At 73.8% G+C, this 16,831-nt stretch carries 18 protein-coding genes; 9 read left to right on the plus strand and 9 right to left on the minus strand.

All coding sequences use genetic code 11. The features are described 5' to 3' along the window. Window positions 1-136: 136 nt before the first annotated feature. On the minus strand, window positions 137-895 hold the full coding sequence (locus CCN29_RS07985) for a response regulator transcription factor (protein ID WP_031020353.1): 759 nt from the start codon (window positions 893-895) through the stop codon (window positions 137-139). Window positions 896-1,000: 105 nt separating this feature from the next. On the opposite strand from CCN29_RS07985, the gene CCN29_RS07990 reads away from it, so the two are divergent. From CCN29_RS07990 to CCN29_RS08000, 3 genes are read left to right on the plus strand one after another with little or no spacing between them, the layout of a single operon-like run. Beyond that, a complete protein-coding gene (locus CCN29_RS07990; RefSeq protein WP_031020351.1) occupies window positions 1,001-1,735 on the plus strand; it encodes a glycosyltransferase family 2 protein in 735 nt (244 codons plus the stop codon). Beyond that, window positions 1,732-2,352, plus strand: a complete 621-nt coding sequence (locus CCN29_RS07995; protein WP_006130529.1) for a TIGR04282 family arsenosugar biosynthesis glycosyltransferase — start codon at window positions 1,732-1,734, stop codon at window positions 2,350-2,352. The genes CCN29_RS07990 and CCN29_RS07995 overlap by 4 nt, the downstream gene beginning before the upstream one ends. Continuing rightward, on the plus strand, window positions 2,349-3,065 hold the full coding sequence (locus CCN29_RS08000) for a methyltransferase domain-containing protein (RefSeq protein ID WP_086680748.1): 717 nt from the start codon (window positions 2,349-2,351) through the stop codon (window positions 3,063-3,065). Before CCN29_RS07995 ends, CCN29_RS08000 begins: the two co-directional genes overlap by 4 nt. A gap of 47 nt (window positions 3,066-3,112) precedes the next feature. Here the strand turns inward: CCN29_RS08000 and CCN29_RS08005 are convergent, their stop codons facing one another. Both CCN29_RS08005 and CCN29_RS08010 read right to left on the minus strand, forming a co-directional pair. Then, entirely contained in the window at window positions 3,113-3,559 is a 447-nt protein-coding gene (locus CCN29_RS08005) for a hypothetical protein (RefSeq protein WP_086680750.1), read from the minus strand. Window positions 3,560-3,570: 11 nt separating this feature from the next. Next, on the minus strand, window positions 3,571-4,833 hold the full coding sequence (locus CCN29_RS08010; protein WP_031020347.1) for a molybdopterin-dependent oxidoreductase: 1,263 nt from the start codon (window positions 4,831-4,833) through the stop codon (window positions 3,571-3,573). A gap of 115 nt (window positions 4,834-4,948) precedes the next feature. On the opposite strand from CCN29_RS08010, the gene CCN29_RS08015 reads away from it, so the two are divergent. Then, complete coding sequence (locus CCN29_RS08015) at window positions 4,949-6,325, plus strand: hypothetical protein (protein ID WP_086680752.1); 1,377 nt, start codon at window positions 4,949-4,951, stop codon at window positions 6,323-6,325. Between the two features lie 15 nt (window positions 6,326-6,340). Here the strand turns inward: CCN29_RS08015 and msrB are convergent, their stop codons facing one another. The 4 genes from msrB to CCN29_RS08035 form a co-directional block, all read right to left on the minus strand. Then, window positions 6,341-6,748, minus strand: coding sequence for a peptide-methionine (R)-S-oxide reductase MsrB (gene msrB, locus CCN29_RS08020; RefSeq protein WP_006130524.1), 408 nt, complete (start codon window positions 6,746-6,748; stop codon window positions 6,341-6,343). A gap of 14 nt (window positions 6,749-6,762) precedes the next feature. After that, window positions 6,763-8,151, minus strand: coding sequence for a UDP-N-acetylmuramate--L-alanine ligase (murC, locus tag CCN29_RS08025; protein WP_086680754.1), 1,389 nt, complete (start codon window positions 8,149-8,151; stop codon window positions 6,763-6,765). An 81-nt stretch (window positions 8,152-8,232) separates the two neighbouring features. Then, window positions 8,233-8,706: an indole-3-glycerol phosphate synthase gene (locus CCN29_RS08030; protein ID WP_189479456.1), complete on the minus strand. Its 474-nt coding sequence runs from the start codon at window positions 8,704-8,706 to the stop codon at window positions 8,233-8,235. Between the two features lie 188 nt (window positions 8,707-8,894). Then, the gene (locus CCN29_RS08035) at window positions 8,895-9,689 is read right to left on the minus strand and encodes a pyrimidine reductase family protein (protein ID WP_006130521.1); all 795 of its coding nucleotides are present in this window, start codon (window positions 9,687-9,689) and stop codon (window positions 8,895-8,897) included. Between CCN29_RS08035 and zapE the strand changes: the two genes are divergently transcribed. From zapE to CCN29_RS08060, 5 genes are all read left to right on the plus strand, one after another. Next, window positions 9,688-10,830: a cell division protein ZapE gene (gene zapE / locus CCN29_RS08040; protein ID WP_086680758.1), complete on the plus strand. Its 1,143-nt coding sequence runs from the start codon at window positions 9,688-9,690 to the stop codon at window positions 10,828-10,830. The genes CCN29_RS08035 and zapE overlap by 2 nt on opposite strands. Window positions 10,831-11,238: 408 nt before the next feature. Further along, on the plus strand, window positions 11,239-11,820 hold the full coding sequence (locus tag CCN29_RS08045; protein WP_006130519.1) for a carbonic anhydrase: 582 nt from the start codon (window positions 11,239-11,241) through the stop codon (window positions 11,818-11,820). A gap of 8 nt (window positions 11,821-11,828) precedes the next feature. Further along, the gene (locus tag CCN29_RS08050; protein ID WP_228730881.1) at window positions 11,829-13,295 is read left to right on the plus strand and encodes a SulP family inorganic anion transporter; all 1,467 of its coding nucleotides are present in this window, start codon (window positions 11,829-11,831) and stop codon (window positions 13,293-13,295) included. 154 nt (window positions 13,296-13,449) lie between these two features. Then, entirely contained in the window at window positions 13,450-14,259 is an 810-nt protein-coding gene (locus tag CCN29_RS08055; protein ID WP_006130517.1) for a slipin family protein, read from the plus strand. 141 nt (window positions 14,260-14,400) lie between these two features. Next, window positions 14,401-15,747, plus strand: a complete 1,347-nt coding sequence (locus tag CCN29_RS08060; protein ID WP_006130516.1) for an alkaline phosphatase PhoX — start codon at window positions 14,401-14,403, stop codon at window positions 15,745-15,747. A 58-nt stretch (window positions 15,748-15,805) separates the two neighbouring features. Here the strand turns inward: CCN29_RS08060 and CCN29_RS08065 are convergent, their stop codons facing one another. Both CCN29_RS08065 and CCN29_RS08070 read right to left on the minus strand, forming a co-directional pair. Next, window positions 15,806-16,291, minus strand: a complete 486-nt coding sequence (locus CCN29_RS08065) for an SRPBCC family protein (protein ID WP_006130515.1) — start codon at window positions 16,289-16,291, stop codon at window positions 15,806-15,808. Then, entirely contained in the window at window positions 16,288-16,689 is a 402-nt protein-coding gene (locus CCN29_RS08070; RefSeq protein WP_037817165.1) for an ArsR/SmtB family transcription factor, read from the minus strand. Before CCN29_RS08070 ends, CCN29_RS08065 begins: the two co-directional genes overlap by 4 nt. Window positions 16,690-16,831 lie beyond the last annotated feature (142 nt).

The raw sequence follows: 16,831 nt of genomic DNA on the forward strand, positions 1-16,831 counted from the left end.
GACGGCGGCGACGACCGCGAGGTGCGCGGTCAGCGACCACCGCCGGATCAGCAGCAGGACGCCCGCGCCGAGGACACCGGCCGTGGTGGCGCCGAGGAACGCGAACAGGGCGATGAGCAGGGCGTCGCGCACCGGGTCACTCCCCCTCGGCCGTCGTGGGGTCGAAGCGGTAGCCGACACCCCACACGGTCCGCACGAGCCGGGGCCGCGCCGGGTCGTCCTCGACCTTGCCGCGCAGCCGCCGCACATGGACGGTCACGGTGGACAGGTCGCCGAAGTCCCAGCCCCACACCTCCCGCATCAGCTCCTCCCTGGTGAACGCCCGCCCGGGGTGCGCCAGGAAGAACGTGAGCAGGTCGAACTCCCTGACCGTAAGAGCCAGTTCAGCGCCGTTCTTGACGGCCCGCCGGGCGCCCGGATCGACGGTGAGCCCGGCCGCCCGCAGCACACCGGAGCCGGCACCGGGCACGGACCCGGAACCGCCGGCGGGCGCGTCCGCCGGCGGCCGGGCGCGGCGCAGCACGGACCCCACCCGCAGCACCAGTTCGCGCGGGCTGAACGGCTTGGTGACGTAGTCGTCGGCGCCGACCTCCAGACCGAGGATGCGGTCGTCCTCGTCGCCGCGCGCGGTGAGCATGATGACCGGCACGGGCCCCTGCCCGCGCATCCTGCGGCACACCTCGAGGCCGTCCATGCCGGGCAGCATGAGGTCGAGGACGACCAGGTCGGGCCGGTGGGCGGCGGCGCGGGCGAGGGCGTCGGGGCCGTCGCCGGCCCGGTCGACGACGTACCCGGCGCGGTCGAGGTAGCCCGTGACGATCTCGGCGACGGTGGGGTCGTCGTCCACGACGAGGACCCGGGCTCCGGCCTCGCCTGCGGTGGGTGGCTGCTCCATGCGGTCCAGCCTCGCACCCCGCGCGCGCGAACCGTCCGGGGCGGGCACGGGCGTCCCTGTTTCGTAAGGAGCCGGTGCCCGGTATGTCCGTTTCTCGTTCGTAGGGTGAGTGCCGTGACCACCTCCCCCTCCTCCCCGGAACCACCGCCGGGCGGCCCGGCCCTGTCCGTGGACGTCGTCCTGCCCTGTCTCGACGAGGCCGCCGCGCTGCCGTGGGTGCTGCGCCGGATCCCGCCCGGATGGCGGGCGATCGTCGTGGACAACGGCTCCACGGACGGCTCCGGCGGCGTCGCCCGCGAGCTCGGCGCGACGGTCGTGCGCGAGACGCGGCGCGGCTTCGGCGCCGCGTGCCACGCCGGACTGACCGCCGCCACAGCCGAGTTCGTCTGCTTCTGCGACTGCGACGCCTCGCTGGACCCGGCGGACGCGGTGCCGTTCGTCGACGAGATCCGCGCGGGCGCCGCCGACCTGGTGCTGGGCCGGCGCCGCCCGCGCGGGCGGGGCGCCTGGCCGCCGCACGCCCGGGCCGGCAACACGGCCCTCGCCCTGCTGCTGCGCCGCCGCACCGGACTGCGGCTGCGCGACCTCGGCCCGCTGCGGGCGGCCAGGCGCGCCGACCTGCTCGCCCTCGGCATCGCCGACCGACGCAGCGGCTACCCGCTGGAGATGGTGGTGCGCGCCGCCGACGCCGGCTGGCGGATCACCGAGCACGATGTGCCGTACGCCCCGCGCACCGGCGCCTCCAAGGTGACCGGCACCTGGCGCGGCACCTGGCACGCCGTGCGCGACATGAGCCGGGTGCTGCAGGAGCAGCCCGGGCGCGAGGGGGTGACGCCGTGACGGCGCCGGAGGTGACGCTGCTGGTCATCGCGAAGGAGCCGCGGCCGGGCCGGGTGAAGACCAGGCTGACCCCGCCGTTCACGCCGGAGGAGGCGGCGGCGCTCGCCGAGGCCGCGCTCGCCGACACCCTCGACGCGGTGGCGCGCACGCCCGCGAGACGCCGGGTGCTGGTGCTGGACGGGTCGCCGGGGCCGTGGCTGCCGGCCGGCGTGGAGGTCGTACCGCAGTGCGCGGGCGGCCTCGACGAGCGGCTGGCCGGCGCGTTCGCGGGGTGCGACGGTCCCGCCCTGCTCATCGGCATGGACACCCCGCAGGTGACGCCGGAGCTGCTCACGGTGGATTTCGCGGACTGCGACGCCTGGTTCGGGCCGGCCGCGGACGGCGGCTTCTGGGCGCTGGGCCTGGCCGACCCCGACCCCGGCCTGCTGCGCGGGGTGCCCATGTCGACACCGCACACGGGGGCCGTGCAACGCCGGCGTCTGGACGGGCTGCGGGTACGGGAGCTGCCGTTGCTGCGGGACGTGGACACGGCCCGGGACGCGGCGGCCGTCGCCGGCGCGGCGCCCGGCGGACGGTTCGCCGCGCGGCTGGCCCGGCTGACGGCGGCCCGCCGGTGAGGGCGGCACGGGCGACGGCCACGCCCCGCCTCGGGCCACAGCGCCCGCCCGGCCGTCCGCTGCCCGCCACCGACCCCGCCTGGTCGGCCGACCCCTACGCCGACGCCCTGCGCGCCGGCCGGGGACCGCTGTTCCTGCGCCGCACCGACGGATGGCTGCTGCCGCTGAACGTGGAACGCTGGTGCGCGGAGCCGGACCCGGCCGACCTCGAGGTGCTGGGACGCTGCGAGGGCACGGTGCTGGACGTGGGCTGCGGACCCGGCCGGCTGGTGGCCGCGCTGGGCGGGCGCGCGCTGGGCGTCGACGTCAGCGAGGCCGCGGTGGCGCACACCGTGCGGCGCGGCGGGCGGGCGCTGCGGGCCTCGGTGTTCGACCCGCTGCCCGGCACGGGCCGTTGGGACACGGCGCTGCTGCTGGACGGCAACATCGGCATCGGCGGCGACCCGCACGCCCTGCTGGCCCGGCTGGCGCGGCTGCTCACCGCGGACGGACTGCTCCTCGTCGAGACGGCGCCGTACCCGGACGTCGACGAACGTCTCACGGTCCAGCTCACCGCCCCCCACGGCACCCCGGGCGCCCCCTTCCCCTGGGCGCGCCTGGGCACCCGGGCCCTGCTGCGCCACGCCCGCTCGTCCGGCTGGCGCGCGACGGACCGCTGGTCCGAGGACACCCGCACCTTCGTGGCCCTCCGGCCCCCTCGCCAGGCCCCCTGACCGGCAGGACCGTCAGGGGCGGCTCGGAGGGCGACGGAGTCCCGGTGTCACTCCCCCGCCCCCGGCCGCCGTCTCCCCACCCGCACGGCGAACAGCACGGCCGAGCCCGCGAACAGGGCCGCCGTGATCAGGAGCCAGCGGGCCGCGAAGCCGTCGGCGGAGAGGGCGGCGACGGACGCGTACCGCTCCGACACCCGGCCGGTGATCAGCGGGAACCACACGAGGAGCAGCAGCCCGGACAGGGCGGCCGGGACGCGGATGTGGTTCACCCAGGCCGTGCGGCCGACGGTGACCGTGATCAGGGCGCGGTCGGCCGCCGCGTACAGCGGCAGCAGCACGAGGTCGTGGATCAGCGCCGCGCCCACGAACCACACGGTGATCATCAGCCAGTCTCCGTCGAGCAGCCGCACCCCCGCGTACGCGCACAGGGCGAACGAGCACAGCAGCACCAGCAGGTGGAAGGGGCTGCCCAGCCGGGATCGACGATCGGACACGGGACGTCTCCTCACAGGTCGCCGAAGGTCAGCCGCGTGACCCACTTGGTGTTCAGCACGCCGGGCGCGGCCGGGACGATGACGCGGGCCGGGTGTCCGTGGTCCGGGGTCAGGTCCGCGCCGTTGACGGACAGGGCCAGCAGGGAACGCTCGTCGGCGACCTGACCGGCGCTCAGCGCGGCGTCCCGCCAGGTGCCGTGCGCCTGCAGGGACTCCACGTACACGGCGGCCGGGTCGTCGTGTCCCACGAGGGCGGCGAGGTCCCGCAGCCGTACGCCGCGCCATGCCTGGTCGGAGGTGGACCAGCCCTCGACGCAGGCGATGGGCAGGTCGGCGTCGTGCTGCTCCATCGCGAGCAGCTCCGCCCTGCTCAGCCGTACGGTGCCGGTGCGGCCGGTGACGGTCAGCCGCCAGGCCTCCTCGGTCGTGTCGTCGGGGCGGATGCCGGCGTACTCGGCCGTCTTGTTGACCTGGAACGCGCCCGGCCCGCTGCCCGGTTCGGTCCCGCCGTGCGGGGTGAGGACGGCCGTCCGGCGCAGCGGGCCGTCGAAGCTGCGCCCGGCGGAGGTGGCGAGGAGCAGCAGCGAGCCCCCGCCGACCAGGCCGAGCGCCCCGCGCCGGGTCACGGTCGGCGGGTCGGGCCGCGCCGCGGTCAGGTCCTCGTCCGGCTCCTCGTCCTCCCCGCGCCGCATGCGCCGCAGGTTCCGGAAGGCGGCCGGCGCCTTCAGCACCACGTGCGCGAGGAACGCGCCGAAGAAGACCCACGCGCCGTAGAAGTGCAGCGGGTAGAACGAGCCGGGGAAGACGTAGTCCAGCTGGATGTTGAGGATGCCGGTGACGAACTCGAACAGCGCGCCGCCGACCAGCAGGAGCAGCGAGATCCGCTCCAGGGCGTGGGTGACCGAGCGGGCCGGCGGCAGGGTGAACAGCTTCGGCAGGACCGACCACAGCTTGGCCAGCAGCACCGGTACGAGCCCCAGTCCGAGCGTGACGTGGACGCCCTGGGTGAGCCGGTAGAGCCAGGGCGGGTCGGTGGGCCAGGAGAAGAGGTAGAAGCCGAGGATCCCCTTGCCGGGGGTGCGGTCGTTCACCGGCGACAGATCCGGGTTGTACGCCGCGTACGACACCAGGCCCGTCACGAACAGGACGGTGATGCCGAACAGCAGCACCACGCCGAGCACCGAGGTGAACCACGTGCCGCGCAGCGGGCTGCGCCAGAAGTCCGGCGAGAAGGGGCCGCGCGGGAGGCGGCCGGGGAGGGAAGACCGTGCCATGTGCCGACGGTAGGTCGGAGGCGGCCCGGAAAGGGGGCCCCGAGCGGTGACGAAACGCTGACGTCGCCGCTCGTCAGCCGCTTGCCGCAGGCCGGGCGGCCTAGCGTGTGACGACGTGAAGCGCACTTCTGACCGCACGGACCTCCGTGCCCCCGCCGTCCGCCCCGGCGGCGCGAAGGCCGACGCCTGCGCCGTGGCCGCCGCCGCGCTGCTGGTCCTGGCCGCGGCCCTGATCGGCACGCACCTGCAGAACCGCTACGGCACCCTGCGGGTGGGCTGGCCGCCCCTGGTGGGCCAGTGGATGCCGCACCTCGGACCCGGCACCCCGGCCGCGCTCGCGGTCGCCGTGGCGGTGGTGGCGTACGGCCCGGGGGTGGCGGCCCGGCTGCCGTGGCGGCCGCTGCTGCTGGCGGTGTGGGGCGGGGCGCTCGCCTGGACGTGGTCGCTGGCCCTGGTGGACGGCTGGCAGCGGGGCGTCGCCGGGCGGCTGACCACCCGGCACGAGTACCTCCAGGTGATCGACCGGTTCCAGGACATCCCGGCGACCCTGCGGGACTTCCACGCGCACATCCTCATCGGCGCCCCCGACAACTGGCCGGCGCATGTGGCGGGGCATCCGCCGGGCGCCACCCTCACCTTCGTGCTGCTGGACCGGATCGGGCTGGGCGGCGGGGCGTGGGCGGGGGCGTTCGTCGTCACCGCGGGCACCACGGCGGCGGTCGCCGTGCTGGTCACGGTGCGGCGGCTGGCCGGCGAGGACCTCGCCCGCCGGGCCGCACCGTTCCTCGTGCCGGCCCCGGCGGCCGTGTGGACGGGCACCTCCGCCGACGGCTGGTTCGCGGCGGTCGCCGCCTGGGCGCTGGCCCTGCTGGCCCTCGCCGTCACCGGCCGCCGTCCGGCCTGGACGGGATTCGGCGCGGGGCTGCTGTTCGGGCTGACGGTGTATCTGTCGTACGGGCTCACCCTGATCGCGGTGACCGCCGCGGCCGTCCTGCTGCTGGGCGTCCGGCGGCTGCGGCCGCTGCCGTACGCGGCGGCCGGGTTCCTGGTGGTGCCGGTGGTGTTCGCGGCCCTGGGGTTCGACTGGTGGGAGGCGTACCGGCTGCTGGTGACCCGCTACTACCAGGGCGCGGGCGGGGTACGCCCGTACGGCTACTGGGTGTGGGCGAACCTGGCGTGCACGGTGCTGGTCGTGGGCCCCGCGACGGTGGCGGGGCTGCGCCGGGGCGGCGCGGAGCCGGTGAGGTCCGGCCGGGCGGCGCTTCTGCGGGACCCGGTGCCCCGGCTGGTGCTGCTGGTGGGGTCCGCGCTGCTGGCGCTGCTGGTCGCGGACCTGTCCGGGATGAGCAAGGCGGAGACGGAGCGGATCTGGCTGCCGTTCGCGCTGTGGCTGCTGCCCGCCTGCGCGCTCCTGCCCGGTCCGCGCGGCTGGCTCGCCGGGCAGGCGGCCCTGGCCCTGCTCCTCAACCACCTGGTGCTGACCGGGTGGTGAGGAGCGGGCGGCGGATCAGGAACCGGCGGGGCGCAGCGTCAGCGAGATGCTGTTGATGCAGTACCGCTGGTCCGTGGGCGTCGGGTAGCCCTCGCCCTCGAAGACGTGCCCGAGGTGCGAGCCGCAGCGGGCGCAGCGCACCTCGGTGCGCACCATGCCGTGCGAGCGGTCCTCGACCAGCTCGACGGAGTCGGTGTCCTTCGGGTCGTAGAAGGACGGCCAGCCGCAGTGCGACTCGAACTTCGTGTCCGAGGTGAACAGCTCCGCGCCGCAGGCACGGCACGAGTAGACGCCCTCGGTCTTGGTGTCGGTGTACTCACCGGTGAAGGCCGGTTCCGTCGCCGCCTGGCGCAGAACCGCGTACTCGGACGGCGACAGCTCCGCGCGCCACTGCTCGTCCGGCTTCTCCACGTCGTACGGCATGAGGTTCCAGCCCCTTAGTTCGACAGACGGTCCAGGATGCGCGGGCCGAGGTCGGTGACGTCGCCCGCTCCCATGGTGAGAACCAGATCGCCCGGCTTGGCCATTCCCGCGACCGCCCCGGGGACCTCCGCCGCGTCGTGGACGGCCGTCACGTCCGCGCCGGCCGCGCGGGCCGCCTCGATGATCAGCTCGCTGGTGACACCGGGGATCGGGTCCTCACGGGCCGGGTAGATGTCCAGGACCAGCGAGGCGTCGGCGAGGGCGAGGGCGTGGCCCATCTCCTTGCCCAGCTCGCGGGTGCGGGAGAACAGGTGGGGCTGGAAGACGACGAGGATGCGGGCGTCCCCGGCGGCGGCGCGCATCGCCTCCAGGTCCGCGGTCATCTCGGTGGGGTGGTGCGCGTAGGAGTCGATGACCTGGACGCCGGCCGCCTCGCCCTTGAGCTGGAGGCGGCGCTTGACGCCGGTGTACGCGGCCAGCGCGGGGGCCAGCTCGGCGGCGGGGACGCCCAGCGCGACGCCGGCGGCGAGCGCGGCGACCGCGTTGTGGGCGTAGTGCTTGCCGGGCACCGACACGGTGAAGGTGAGCGGGCCGCCGTCCAGCTCGACGGTCACCTCGCTTTTCAGCCCCTGCGGGACGACCGACAGGACCCGGACGTCGGCGTCGGCGGACTCGCCGTACGTCACGGTCCGCACCGAGCCGTCCAGGCGGCGGGTCAGCTCGCGGGCGCCCTCGTGGTCGGCGGAGATCACCAGCGTGCCGCCGGGGACGATCCGGCCGACGAACGTCTCGAAGGACTCGTGGATCTCCTCCATCGACGCGTAGTTGGCGTGGTGGTCCAGCTCCACGTTGAGGATGATCGCGACCTCGGGGGCGTACGTGTGGAAGCTGCGGTCGGACTCGTCGGCCTCGGCGACGAAGATCTCGCCCGCGCCGTGCAGCGCGTTGGAGCCGGGGGCGTCGAGGTCGCCGCCGATGGCGTACGACGGCTCGCGGCCCAGCTCGGTGAGGGCGACCGCCAGCATGGAGGTGGTGGTGGTCTTGCCGTGGGTGCCGGCGACCGCGATCGGGCGCGCGCCGTCCATCAGGGCGGCGAGGGCGTCGGAGCGGTGCACCACGGGGATGCCCAGCTCGGCGGCGCGCCGCAGCTCCGGGTTGTCCTCGCGGATCGCGGAGGAGACCACGACGCAGCTGGCGTCGTCGGCGAGGTGCGCGGCGGCGTGCCCGATGTGCACGGTGGCGCCGAGGGCGCGCAGGGCCTCGGCGGTCGCCGAGTCCTTGGCGTCGCTGCCGGCCACCCGCGCGCCGCGCTGGGCGAGGATCTTGGCGATGCCCGACATCCCGGCGCCGCCGATGCCGATGAAGTGCGGTCGGTCCATGGCGGTAGGAAGGCCGGGTGCCATGCGTGTTCTCCCAGTGGTGCGACGAGCGGGACGACGGTCTTCGCGCCCTCGCGGGCCGGGCCGGGAGAGCGCGGCCCCAGCCTATGCCTTGCTGTGGGAGAAGAGTTTCAGCACCGGCACCCCGACCTTGTGGCGGGCCCGGGAGGCCCAGTCGCGGTGGAAGAACTCCTCCACGTAGTGCGGGTCGGTCAGCACGATCACCTCGTCCGCGCCGACCTCCTCGACGAGTTTCCTGAGCGCGTCGAGCGGGTGGTCCCCGACGAGGCGGCCCTCGGCGGTGTCGCCGGTCCCGCGCAGCGCCTGGAGGGAGACGGCGAGCGCCCGTTCGCCCATGGAGCGCGCCTCGTCGCCCTCGGGGGTGCCGCCCTCGCGCACGGCCTCGTCGAGCTCGCCCAGGGCGACGTCGTCGATGGCTCTCAGCAGCCGGTCGGCCTGTTCGCCGCGTGGCTGGAGCAGGACGTGGAAGGCGACCGGCTCGTCGCCGTGCAGGGTGGTGACGAACTCCACGTCGGCGGACGTCAGGGCCTTCTCGATCATCAGTACGCTTGTGAACACCAGGCGCCCCTTACTCCTCGGAGGACCCGCGGGCCCTCGCTGCTCCGTGGGCCGAGCCAGGCCCCCCGGAGATCATCCTTCCCCGTGCGGGCGCGAGTACGGCCGGTTTCAGTCTCGCCCTTCTTCGCGCCGGGCGGGCGGACGGTTCCGCCGATCGCCGGACCGGCGACGGCGTCCGGCCGGACCGGTCAGGCCCGTCGGTACCGCGTGAACAGGAAGCCGTCCTCCTCCAACATCGACGACAGCGTGAATCGGCGCGGAAGTGTCACTGTGGGTCCTCCGGCGATGCGCTGGGCGTCACCGGCCGTGACCATCGGCGCGACGGTGAGGCAGAGCTCGTCCAGTACGCCGGCGGCGATGAGCTGGCCCAGCAGCCGGGGTCCGCCCTCGGTCAGCAGCCGGGTGTGTCCGAGTCCGGCCAGCGCCCGTACGGCCCGTGCGGGGTCCACCCCGGCGCCCTCCCCGGCGACGACCACACGGGCGCCCGCCTTCCCTGCGGCGGCGACTCGCTCCGGGTCGGCGGCGGCGCCGGTGAGGACCAGGGTGGGCACCAGCGGGGAGGTGAACAGGGGCAGCGAGAAGTCCAGGTCCAGGCTCGCCGAGACCACCGCGATCGCGGGCGCGGGGCCCTGTCCGGCGGCCTCCCGGGCGGCTGCGAACTCGGCGCGGGCGCGGGCCGGGCGGTACCCCTCCTGCCGTACCGTTTCCGCGCCGACCACGACCGCGTCCGCGAGAGCCCGCAGCACGCCGAAGATCCGCATGTCGGCGGGGCAGGAGATGGGCTGCGAGCGGCCCTCGTGCTGGGCGGCGCCGTCCAGGGTGGAGACCATGTTGCCGCGCAGCCAGGGCGCGGGGCCCTCCGGGCCGGGCTCGGGATAGGCGTAGGCGGCGGCCAGCTCGGCCAGGCTCCACTCCCGGCCGGCCGCCCCGCCGGCGGCTCCCGTCTCGTCGGTCACATCGGTCACGGGGAACAGGCGTCGCATGTCAGGCAGTCTTCCACGCCCCGTACGATGGGGGACCGTGTCGTCCTCCGCAGCCTCCCGTCCCGGTCAGATAGCCGACGTGGCTCCGCTCTCGCTGTGCGGCCGTGAGCCGCACGTCCCCGCGGACCGGCTCGTCGCCGAGATGGTGCCGCCGCCGCGGTTCGACGCCGTCCGTTTCGCCACGTACATCCCCGACCCGGACCAGCCGAGCCAGACCGAGGCCGTGCGCGTCCTCGAGGGCTTCGCGGCGGGTCTCGGCGGGACGTCCGCCGGGGAGCAGGGCCGGCGCCGGCTGTTCGGCTTCGGCAAGGCGGCGAAGAAGGCCGCCCCGTCCGGGCCGCGCGGGGTCTACCTGGACGGCGGCTACGGCGTCGGCAAGACGCATCTGCTGGCCTCGCTGTGGCACGCCAGCCCGGCCGAGCCCGAGCTCAAGGCGTTCGGCACGTTCGTCGAGCTGACCAACCTGGTGGGCGCGCTCGGCTTCCAGCAGACCGTACGGACGCTGTCCGGGCACCGGCTGCTGTGCATCGACGAGTTCGAGCTGGACGACCCGGGCGACACCGTGCTGGTGTCCACGCTGCTCGGCAAGCTGGTCGAGGCGGGCGTGGCGCTCGCCGCCACCTCCAACACGCTGCCGGGCAAGCTCGGCGAGGGCCGGTTCGCGGCGGCGGACTTCCTGCGGGAGATCCAGGGTCTGTCGGCGCACTTCCGCGCGCTCAGGATCGACGGCGAGGACTACCGGCACCGGGGGCTGCCCGAGGCGCCTGCCCCGTACTCCGACGACGTGGTCACCCGGGTCGCGCACGCCACCGCGGACGCGTCGCTGGACGCCTTCCCCGACCTGCTGGACCATCTCGCGCGCGTCCACCCCAGCCGCTACGGCGCCCTCACCGACGGCATCGGCGCGGTGTGCCTCACCGGGGTGCGGCCGGTGCCGGACCAGTCGACCGCGCTGCGGCTCGTGGTCCTCGCGGACCGGCTGTACGACCGCGAGGTGCCGGTGCTCGCGTCGGGACTGCCGTTCGACCAGCTCTTCAGCGAGGAGATGCTGAACGGCGGCTACCGCAAGAAGTACTTCCGGGCGATCTCCCGTCTCACGGCTCTGGCCAGGGACGCGGCACGGCTCACCGAAGCCCGCTGAACCGCGCGTCGGACACCTGATCGAGTTATCGCCGGTCAGGGGCGCATTCGCGCCAACCCACCCTTTCTTTTCAGGCTCTCTTCACCACGAAACATTGAGTTAACCCTGCAAACGGCATTGCAGGGTTACTGTGCTTCTTGACCAGCCGTTGACCAATCCTTGGCATGCGGAAGAGGTGTGTACGGTCTCGTGAGGCACGCGTGTTTCGAGGTCCGGAGAGTGCGGCCCCTCTCGGGCCCCACCCCGGCTCCTTGCCGTCGCTTTACCTGATTGTCGCTCTTTCTCATTTCCTTCACCTTTCACGTTCGCGTACACATTGCGTGAGGTAAGGGCCATGAGGTCAACGGAGTCCGACCTTTTGTCATGCCCGTCCGACGCGTCCCCACGCGCGCCAGGAGGAAACACCGAATGCAGCCCCTCATCGACAACGCCCGCACGTTCGGACAGCGCCCTGAGGAGTTCGCCCGCCTCGCCGAGGGTCAATCCCCCGACGTCCTGTTCATCACCTGTTCCGACTCCAGGGTCGTACCGGCCCTGATCACGGGCGCCCGGCCCGGCGAGCTCTTCGAGCTGCGCACCGCGGGCAACATCGTCCCGCCGTACGCCCTCGACCGTCCCACCGCCGAGGCGGCCACCGTCGAGTACGCGGTGGAGGTCCTCGGCGTCACGGACATCGTGGTCTGCGGCCACTCCCACTGCGGGGCCATCGGCGCGCTGGTGCGCGGCGACGACCTGGACGCCGTGCCCGCCGTGCGCGACTGGCTGGCGCACGCCGCCGACGAGCCGGCGTCGGCCGACGCGACGGACCCGGCCTGCGCCGAGGCGGTCCAGCACCACGTCCTGGCCCAGCTGCTGCGGCTGCGCTCGTACCCGTGCGTGGAACAGCGGCTGGCCTCGGGCCGGCTGCGGCTGCGCGGCTGGTACTACGAGGTGCACACCGGAGCCGTACACGAACACCGCGCCGGCACCGACGCCTTCGAGGCGCTGTGAGCACCGCCGTGTCCAGGTTCCCCCACCTGCGGCAGGACTTCGCCGCCTCACTCGTCGTCTTCCTCGTCGCGCTCCCGCTGTGCGTGGGCGTCGCCGTCGCCTCCGGAGTCCCGGCCGAGCTCGGCCTGGTCACCGGCATCGTGGGCGGGCTGGTCACCGGTCTGCTGCCGGGCAGCAGCCTGCAGGTGTCCGGTCCGGCCGCCGGCCTGACCGTGCTGGTCTTCGAAGCCGTCGACACCTACGGGCTGCCCGCGCTCGGCGTGATCGTGCTGGCCACCGGGCTGCTCCAGCTGGCCATGGGCGCGCTGCGGCTCGGACGCTGGTTCCGCGCGATATCCCTCTCGGTGGTCGAGGGCATGCTGGCCGGCATCGGTCTCGTGCTCATCGCGGGCCAGCTCTACGCGGCCGCCGGGCTGCCTGCGCCCGCCTCCGGCGTCGACAAGATCCTCGGGCTGCCGGGGGCCGCCGCGGACGCGCTCGGCAGCACCGAGGCGCTCGCCTCGCTCGCGGTGGGCGCCGGCACTGTCGCCGTGATGGTGCTGTGGCGTCGGATGCCGGGCCCGGCCGGCGCCGTACCGGGCGCGCTGGCGGCGGTCCTGCTGGCGACGGCGGTCACCCTCGCGTTCGGCGTGCCCGTAGCGACGGTCGAGGTGCAGGGCCTGCTCGACGCCGTCCAGCCGCCCGGCGCGGACGTCTTCGGCGGGCTGGAGACCGGGATTCTCGGCACGATCGTCGCCTTCACCCTGATCGCCTCCGCCGAGAGCCTGTTCAGCGCCGCCGCGGTGGACCGGCTGCACGACGGTCCGCGCACCCAGTACAACAAGGAGCTGATGGCGCAGGGCGCGGGCAACACGGTCTGCGGGGTCCTCGGCGCGCTGCCGATGACCGCGGTCATCGTGCGCAGCTCGGCCAACGTCCGGGCAGGTGCCAGGACCAGGGCGTCCCGGGTGCTGCACGGCGTGTGGCTGCTGCTGTTCGCCGCGCTTCTGCCGTCCGCACTGGCACTGATCCCGCTGCCCGCGCTGGCCGGCATCCTGGTCCACGCCGGCTGGAAGCTGATCCCGTTCCGGGCCGTGGCCGCGCTCTGGCGGAGCCACCGGGGTGAGGCGCTGATCCTGGTGGTCACCGCCGTGTCGATCGTCGTGGTCAACATGTTCGAGGGCGTGCTGATCGGTCTGGCCCTGTCGGTCGCCAAGACGGCCTGGGAGGCCTCGCAGGCGAAGCTGGAGGTCATAGACAAGGGCGCGGGCCCCGTCCAGGTGTACCTGTCGGGCAACGCGACCTTCCTGCGCCTCCCGAAGATCCTCGACACCCTGGAGTCCCTCCCCACGAACCGTCCCGTCGAGCTGGACCTCACCGGCCTGCACCACATGGACCACGCCTGTCACACGGCACTGAGGAACTGGTCGGACCGCCACAGCACACCGGGCACGGCCCCGGTGAAACTCAGAGAGGCACCGGTCTCGACTCAGTAGGGACGCGGCTCCCAGGGGCGCGGGGCCGTGCCGTCATGCGGCCCCGCGCCCCTTCCCGTCCCCGCCCCGGCATGGCCCCGCACCGGACACCGGGCCTATCGTGGCAACAGCGGACGGAACAAGCACAACGAGACCTCTGGGCCGGGAGGTCGCCATGGTCGAGGAACTGCTCACCGCAGCCGCCGGCACCGCAGCGGCAGCCGCCGCCTACCTGTTCGCGGCGGCCCGGGTCGTCAAGCAGTACGAGCGCGGCGTCGTCCTCCGCCTCGGCCGCCTGCACGGCCCCGTGCGGCCGCCCGGCTTCACCCTCGTCGTCCCCGGCGTGGACCGGATGCGCAAGGTGAATCTCCAGATCGTCACGATGCCGGTCCCCGCCCAGGAGGGCATCACCCGGGACAACGTGACCGTACGGGTGGACGCGGTCGTCTACTTCAAGGTCGTCGACGCGCCGGCGGCCGTCATCAACGTCGAGGACTACCGGTTCGCGGTGTCCCAGATGGCGCAGACCTCTCTGCGGTCGATCATCGGCAAGAGCGACCTGGACGATCTGCTGTCCAACCGCGAGAAGCTGAACCAAGGTCTGGAGCTGATGATCGACAGCCCCGCCGTCGGCTGGGGCGTGCAGATCGACCGCGTGGAGATCAAGGACGTCTCCCTGCCCGACACGATGAAGCGGTCCATGGCCCGCCAGGCCGAGGCCGACCGCGAACGCCGGGCGCGCGTCATCAACGCCGACGCCGAACTCCAGGCGTCCAGGAAACTCGCCGAGGCCGCCCGGGAGATGTCGGAAACCCCCTCCGCCCTGCAACTGCGCCTGCTGCAGACCATCGTGGCCGTCGCCGCCGAGAAGAACTCCACCCTCGTCCTGCCCTTCCCCGTCGAACTCCTCCGCTTCCTCGAACGAGCCCAGCACTCCGCGCCGGAGCCCGGCCCAGGGGCCGACGGGCCCCTGGCCGCACCGTGACACGTGCAACACGCGTGGTTCACGGGACCGGCGGCAGGTGATAGACACGGCGGGGTCACAGTTCCTGTCCGCCAGCAGGAAGGTTTCCCCATGTCAGAAAACGGGTCCCCCCACGGCTCCACGGCAACAACCCGACGCCAGATGCTCGCCCGTTCCGGTGCCGTCGCTGCCGGCATCGCCTTCACCGGCGCCCTCTCCGAACTGTTCGCCGGCACCTCCGCCGCACAGAGCCTCGGCCACCACGGCTACGGCGACCTGGTCCCCGACCCCGACGGACTGCTCGACCTGCCCAAGGGCTTCCGCTACACCGTGCTCTCCAAGGAGGGCGACCAGCTCCGCTCCGGCGAGGGACCCGTCCCCTCCAACCACGACGGCATGGCCGCCTTCGCCGACCGCCAGGGCCACGTCCACCTGGTCCGCAACCACGAGAACCGCGCCACCGGCAGAGTCCCGGTCCCGGTGGTCGACGGGCTGACGTACGACCCGCAGGGCAAGGGCGGCTGTACCGCCCTCACCCTCGACCGCGGCGGCCGCGTGCTCTCCGAGCGGGTGGCGATCGCCGGTACGGCGGTCAACTGCGCGGGCGGGCCCACCCCGTGGAAGACCTGGCTGACCTGCGAGGAGACCGAGGACAGAGCCGGGACCAACGGCTACACCAAGGACCACGGCTTCATCTTCGAGGTGGACGGCGCCGACCCCCGCCGCACGGGGGCCGTACCGCTGACCGCGATGGGCCGCTTCGCGCACGAGGCGATCGCGGTGGACCCGCACCGGGGCGTGGTCTACGAGACGGAGGACGCCTTCGAGCGCCCCTTCGGCCTGTTCTACCGCTTCCTGCCGAACAAGCCGCTCGGCGGCACGGGCTCGCTGCGCGCGGGCGGCAGGCTCCAGGCGATGCGGGTGCCCGGGGTGCCCGACCTGTCCACGATCCAGGAGACCGGCGCCCGCTTCGACGGCATCGAGTGGGTGGACGTCCCCGACCCGCTGGCCGTCGAGACCCCCATCCGCCACCAGGACTTCGGCGCGAAGGGCATCACCCACGCGCAGAAGCTGGAGGGCTGCTACTGGGGCGGCCGTTCCGTCTACTTCGTGTCGTCCTTCGCCCGCACCTCCGACGGCTCGGCCGCCAGCCACTACGGACAGGTCTGGCGCTACGACCCGGACCACCGCCGCCTCACCCTGGTGATCGTCTTCGGCCCGGACACCGACATCCAGATGCCGGGCGAGTCCCCGGACAACATCTGCCTCGCGCCCAGCGGCGGTCTGATGGTGTGCGAGGACGGCTGGGGCGCCCAGCACGTCTTCGGCGTCACCCGGCACGGCGAGGTCTACCCGATGGCCCGCAACCGCCAGAACCTGGGCACGGACGATGCCCCGGACTGGGGCGAGTTCGCCGGGGTCACGTTCTCCCCGGACGGCCGGACGATGTACGTCAACGTCTACGACCCGGGCACGACGTTCGCCGTGACCGGACCCTGGCGCCGATGACGGCCTGAAGCAGCGAAGAAGAGGGGGCGGGTCCGACGGACCCGCCCCCTCCCGCCGTTCAGCTCTCCAGCAGCGCGTCCATCTGGCCGACGGCCTGGCTCATGCCCTCGACCATGCCCATCTCGGCCAGCTGCTCCATCTGCTCCCGGGTGTCGAACACGGACCGCAGCTCCATCCGCGTCCCGCCCTCGCGCCCGGTGAGCGTCATCCGGACCGTGGTGACCGGCATCTCCGGGTTCGGCCGCCCGTCCTGGTCGGCGAAGCCGTCGGTGAACTCCAGCGACGTGGGCGGCGTGACCGAGGAGACGCGCCACCAGCCGCCGTACTTCTCGCCCTCCGGCCCGGTCATGTGGTACTTCACGCCGCCGCCCGCCGTGAGGTCGTGCTCCTCGACGGTCGCCGGGAACCCGGGCGGGCCCCACCAGCGCTCCAGCAGCCGCGGGTCGGCCCACAGCTGCCAGACCCGCTCCACCGGTGCGGTGAAGTCCGCGACGAGGGTGAGCGTGAGGGTGTCGACGTCCTTGTCGACACGGGTGACAGTCATCCGTCCGGTCCTTTCCTCTCGCGTGCGTGTGCGGGCCCGCCGCAGGCGTCCGGGCCGTCGTCGTCCTCGGAGAGCAGGCCGGACATCCGGTCCACCCGGGCCCGCCAGGCCGACTCCAGCGCGTCGAGCGCCTGCCGCGCGCGGGCCACCGCACCGGGGTCGGTGCGTACGAGCTGCTCCCGTCCGCGCCGCTCCTTGGTGACCAGCCCCGCCCGCTCCAGCACGGTGACGTGCTTCTGCACCGCGGCGAAGCTCATCGGGTACGCGGCGGCCAGCCGTGACACGGACAGCTCACCGCGGACACAGCGGCGCAGCATGTCGCGCCGCGTCGCGTCGGCCAGCGCCTGGAACAGCCGGTCCACGGCCCGGTCGGCCTCGTCCATCCCATCTACAACCATTTGGTTGTACGTTACGCCCGCGCCCGCACGCCCGCAAGCGCACGCGAGCGCCCGCACGCGCATGCGGCCCCGGACCGGCCGCCGTACGGCCCGCCCGCCGTGAAGCCCCCCGTGCCGGGGTACCCGCGCCCGGCGGGGAGCG

It is taken from the genome of Streptomyces pseudogriseolus (assembly GCA_002154585.1).
Classification (GTDB): Bacteria; Actinomycetota; Actinomycetes; order Streptomycetales; family Streptomycetaceae; genus Streptomyces; species Streptomyces pseudogriseolus.

What these genes read in the sequence shown, in the direction of transcription:
- CCN29_RS07985 (WP_031020353.1), bottom strand. Translation starts at nt 895, where the DNA reads ATGGAGCAGCCACCCACCGCAGGCGAGGCCGGAGCCCGGGTCCTCGTC.
- CCN29_RS08010 (WP_031020347.1), bottom strand. Translation starts at nt 4,833, where the DNA reads ATGGCACGGTCTTCCCTCCCCGGCCGCCTCCCGCGCGGCCCCTTCTCG.
- msrB (WP_006130524.1), bottom strand. Translation starts at nt 6,748, where the DNA reads ATGCCGTACGACGTGGAGAAGCCGGACGAGCAGTGGCGCGCGGAGCTG.
- murC (WP_086680754.1), bottom strand. Translation starts at nt 8,151, where the DNA reads ATGGCACCCGGCCTTCCTACCGCCATGGACCGACCGCACTTCATCGGC.
- zapE (WP_086680758.1), top strand. Translation starts at nt 9,688, where the DNA reads ATGTCAGGCAGTCTTCCACGCCCCGTACGATGGGGGACCGTGTCGTCC.
- CCN29_RS08035 (WP_006130521.1), bottom strand. Translation starts at nt 9,689, where the DNA reads ATGCGACGCCTGTTCCCCGTGACCGATGTGACCGACGAGACGGGAGCC.
- CCN29_RS08045 (WP_006130519.1), top strand. Translation starts at nt 11,239, where the DNA reads ATGCAGCCCCTCATCGACAACGCCCGCACGTTCGGACAGCGCCCTGAG.
- CCN29_RS08055 (WP_006130517.1), top strand. Translation starts at nt 13,450, where the DNA reads ATGGTCGAGGAACTGCTCACCGCAGCCGCCGGCACCGCAGCGGCAGCC.
- CCN29_RS08060 (WP_006130516.1), top strand. Translation starts at nt 14,401, where the DNA reads ATGCTCGCCCGTTCCGGTGCCGTCGCTGCCGGCATCGCCTTCACCGGC.
- CCN29_RS08065 (WP_006130515.1), bottom strand. Translation starts at nt 16,291, where the DNA reads ATGACTGTCACCCGTGTCGACAAGGACGTCGACACCCTCACGCTCACC.
- CCN29_RS08070 (WP_037817165.1), bottom strand. Translation starts at nt 16,689, where the DNA reads ATGGTTGTAGATGGGATGGACGAGGCCGACCGGGCCGTGGACCGGCTG.